The organism is Mesorhizobium sp., from assembly GCF_017306585.1.
Classification (GTDB): domain Bacteria; phylum Pseudomonadota; class Alphaproteobacteria; order Rhizobiales; family Rhizobiaceae; genus Mesorhizobium.
On the sequence record NZ_JAFKIC010000334.1, the window covers coordinates 1 to 3,865 of the forward strand.

Here is a 3,865-nt window from a genome sequence, read left to right on the forward strand (position 1 = left end):
GCCGGATGGTGACGGCGCCGTCCAGTATGGCGGCAACGGCCGATATGATTGGCGCGTCAATACCGCGCTCGGTGGCGATGCGGGTGGCGATCGCCGCCGTCGGCACGCCCTCCGCCAATGGCAGGCCTGACAGCGCCTTGCCCTGACCGAGCGCCAGCCCATAGGCGAAATTCCGCGACTGAGACGACGAACAGGTCAAGAGCAGGTCGCCAAGGCCGGAAAGCCCCATCAGCGTCTCGGGCCTGGCGCCGAAGGCGGCACCGATGCGGCGCAGTTCGACGAAGCCGCGCGTCACCATGGCGGCCTGGGCGCTGGCGCCAAGCCCGGCGCCGGTGACAGCACCGGCGGCGATGGCGAAGACGTTCTTCAAGGCGCCGCCGATCTCGACGCCGATCAGGTCGCTGCTCGAATAACAACGCAGATTTTCCGCCGAAAAGCGTGCGGCAAGGTTGGCGGCGAGCGCCTCGTCGCCGGCGGCCACCACCACCGCCGTCGGCAGGCCGCGTGCGACATCGGTGGCGAAGCTTGGGCCGGACAGGGCGGCGACCAGATTTCGCGGCAGGATTTCCCCGGCGATCGCCGACAGCAGCGCGCCGGTGTCTCGTTCAATGCCCTTGGCGCAAAGCACGAGCGGAATGCCCTCTGGCATATGGTCCTTCGCGGCCACCAGCGTTGTCCGCAATGCCTGCGCCGGCGTCACCGCCAGCACGCAATCGGCGCCGGCAAGCGCTGCCCCGATGTCTGATGTCGCCGCGATGCCGGGCGCGATGGCGATGCCGGGCAGATAGCGCGGGTTCTCGCCCCTGCCGATCGCGCCGACTGTTTCGGGGTCGCGTGCGTAGAGCCGCACCGAATGACCGGCGCGCAGCATGGCGAGAGCCAATGCCGTGCCCCAGGCGCCGCCGCCAAGCACGGCGACACGCCAACGGGTCCTGCCGGGATTGTTCACGCCGCCACCGCTCATGGGTTCACCGGTCATGCCTTGGCTCCGCGCCGGCCGGAACCGACCATCGGGGTCGAGACGCTGTCCAGCGGCCAGCGCGAGCGCGGCACGAAATCGAAGCCGTTCTCCTGCGCCATGCCTTCGCGCAAGCGTTCGATGCCGGCCCAGGCGATCATCGCCGCATTGTCGGTGCAAAGCTTCAGCGGCGGCGCGACGAAAGTGAAGCCGGCCTCGGTGCAGAGCCGTTCCAGCGTCGCCTTGATGGTGCGGTTGGCGGCGACGCCGCCGGCAACGACCAGCGCTGGTTTCTTCGTGCCGGGAAATGTTTCGGTGAACCGTGCCAGCGCGCGGGAAACGCGATCGGCGAGCGCATCGGCTACCGCGGCCTGGAACGAAGCGCAGATGTCGGCGACATCCTGATCGCTCAGCGGCTCGATCGCCGTCGCCGCCTGGCGCACGGCGGTCTTCAGGCCGGAGAAGGAGAAATCGGGCTGCGCCGAGCCCTTCATCGGGCGCGGGAAGGCAAAGCGCGAGGCGTCTCCTGACATTGCCGCCTTCTCGACATTCGGCCCGCCGGGATAGGGCAGGCCGAGCATCTTGGCGGTCTTGTCGAAAGCTTCGCCGAGTGCGTCATCGATGGTCGTTGCCCAGCGCTGGTAGTCGCCGACGCCGCGCACGGCCAGGATCTGCGTGTGGCCACCCGAGACCAGCAGCAGCAGATAGGGGAATTCGAGCCCGTCGGTCAGCCTGGCCGTCAAGGCGTGGCCCTCGAGATGATTGACGGCGATCAGCGGCTTGCCAGCGGCGGCGGCGATGGCCTTGGCCGTCATCAGCCCGACGATCAGCCCGCCGACAAGGCCGGGCCCGGCGGTGGCGGCGATCGCGTCGATCCCGGACAGCGGCACGCCCGAATCGGCCAGCGCCGCCTCGACGATGCCGTCCAGCGCCTCGACATGGGCGCGCGCGGCGATCTCGGGCACGACACCGCCGAAAGCGGCATGTTCCTCGATCTGCGACAGGACGACGTTGGAGAGGATTTTCGGCGCGGCGTCGCCCTCCAGCGCCACGACGCTGGCGGCGGTCTCGTCGCAACTCGTCTCAATGCCCAGAACGCGGATCAATTCGTCGCTATCCCAAGAGATTGTACAGGAGGGCGTTCCTCGGTAGGAGAGTGCCCGGAAACGCAAAGCCAGCCGGGGGGTTATCACGGACCGCGCGCCATGCAAACAATCTTGAAAATCGGAACACGCGGCAGCCCGTTGGCTTTGGCGCAGGCGCATGAGACGCAGGCGCGGCTGATGGCCGCGCATGGCCTGCCGGCGGAGGCCTTCGAGGTCGTCGTGATTTCGACCAGCGGCGACCGCATCCAGGACCGTCCGCTGTCGGAGGCCGGCGGCAAGGGCCTGTTCACCAAGGAGATCGAGGAAGCGCTGCTCGCCGGTGCGATCGATATCGCCGTGCACTCCTCGAAGGACATGCCGACGCAACTGCCCGACGGGCTGGAACTCTCCGCCTTCCTGCCGCGCGAGGATGCGCGCGATGCCTTTGTCGGCAAGGCGGGCAAGACGATCGCCGATCTGCCCGAGGGCGCCAAGGTAGGCTCGTCGTCGCTCAGGCGCCAGGCGCTGATCCGCCGCATGCGGCCCGATCTCGACGTGGTGATGTTCCGCGGCAATGTACAGACGCGGCTGCGCAAGCTGGAGGAAGGCGTCGCCGGCGGCACGATCCTCGCTTATGCCGGGTTGAAGCGGCTTGGGCTCGAACATGTCTCCACCGATCTAATGCCGCTCGATATCTTTCCGCCGGCGCCGGGCCAGGGCGCCATCGGCATCGAGACCCGTATCGGCGACCGCGAGGTCGAAAAGATGCTTGTGGCAATCCACGATGTGCCGACCGGCCAGGCGCTCGCCTGCGAGCGCGCCTTCCTGGCGGCGCTCGACGGCTCCTGCCGCACGCCCATCGCCGGCTATGCCTCTATCGACGCCGCAACGCTCTCTTTCTCCGGATTGATCATTTCGCCCGACGGCACGCAGTCGCATACGGTCGAACTGCGGGGGCCGGCGCAGGAGGCCGCCCGCATCGGCGACGAGGCCGCGCGGACGGTGCGCGCCAAAGCCGGCGAAAAGTTCTTCGACGGCTGGCTCTGATCATGCTTCGCGTGCTGGTGACCAGGCCGGAGCCGGGCGCGTCGCGTACCGCGCGGCGGCTGGAAGAGATGGGATTCCAGCCCCTCGTCCTGCCTTTGACGGAGACAATGGCGTTGCCGGTCGATGCCGGAGCCCTGCCGGACAAAGCGGCAGCCGTTGCCATCACCAGCGCCAATGCCGTGCGGCATGCTTCAAAAGAGCTGATCGCCGCGCTGTGCAGCCTGCCTTGTCATGCCGTCGGCAAGAGAACCGCGGAGGCGGCGCGCAAGGCCGGGTTTTTGTCGGTCAGCGAGGGTCCCGGCGATGCCGAGGCGCTGGCCGAAAGCATGGCCAGCGCATTTTCCGGCAAAGCGGTCGTCTATCTCTGCGGGCGCGTTCGGTTCCCGGCCTTCGAACAGAAGCTGGAAACGGCCGGTGTCCAGCTTCATGCCGCCGAGACCTACGACACGCTTGCGGTATGCTATTCGGACGAGGCGCTGCTTCAGCGTCTGTCGGATCAAACCGTCGATGTGGTGCTGCTCTATTCGGCCAAGGCCGCTGCCGCGATGCAGGCCGTGGCCAGCCGACCCATGCTATTGGGGTCTTTTGAAAAGACACTGTTTTTCGCTCTTTCCAGCCGCATCGCCGCCGCCCTCGACGATAGCGCCGGCAAAGCAATCCGCATCGCCGAGCGGCCCGACGAGGAGGCGCTGCTGGCACTTTTGCCCGCACGGCCCTGAGCCCGCGTCATCACACCGCCCCTTTTCACCGCTTGGTGATGTGCTAGACCCTTTTT

4 protein-coding genes are annotated in these 3,865 nt (G+C 67.6%); 2 read left to right on the plus strand and 2 right to left on the minus strand.

Going from position 1 to position 3,865, the window contains the following annotated elements; genetic code table 11:
* Both J0I79_RS34250 and tsaD read right to left on the minus strand, forming a co-directional pair.
* Positions 1-979, minus strand: a 979-nt coding sequence (locus J0I79_RS34250; RefSeq protein WP_292870365.1) for an NAD(P)H-dependent glycerol-3-phosphate dehydrogenase, incomplete at its 3' end; no start/stop codon positions are given.
* Complete coding sequence (gene tsaD / locus J0I79_RS34255; RefSeq protein WP_292870368.1) at positions 976-2,064, minus strand: tRNA (adenosine(37)-N6)-threonylcarbamoyltransferase complex transferase subunit TsaD; 1,089 nt, start codon at positions 2,062-2,064, stop codon at positions 976-978. The genes J0I79_RS34250 and tsaD, both read right to left, overlap by 4 nt.
* Before the next feature lie 99 nt (positions 2,065-2,163).
* Between tsaD and hemC the strand changes: the two genes are divergently transcribed.
* Positions 2,164-3,090 carry a hydroxymethylbilane synthase gene (gene hemC, locus J0I79_RS34260; RefSeq protein ID WP_292870371.1) on the plus strand — a complete coding sequence of 309 codons (927 nt, stop codon included), beginning with the start codon at positions 2,164-2,166 and terminating at the stop codon, positions 3,088-3,090.
* A 2-nt stretch (positions 3,091-3,092) separates the two neighbouring features.
* Entirely contained in the window at positions 3,093-3,809 is a 717-nt protein-coding gene (locus J0I79_RS34265) for a uroporphyrinogen-III synthase (protein WP_292870373.1), read from the plus strand.
* Positions 3,810-3,865: the final 56 nt, after the last annotated feature.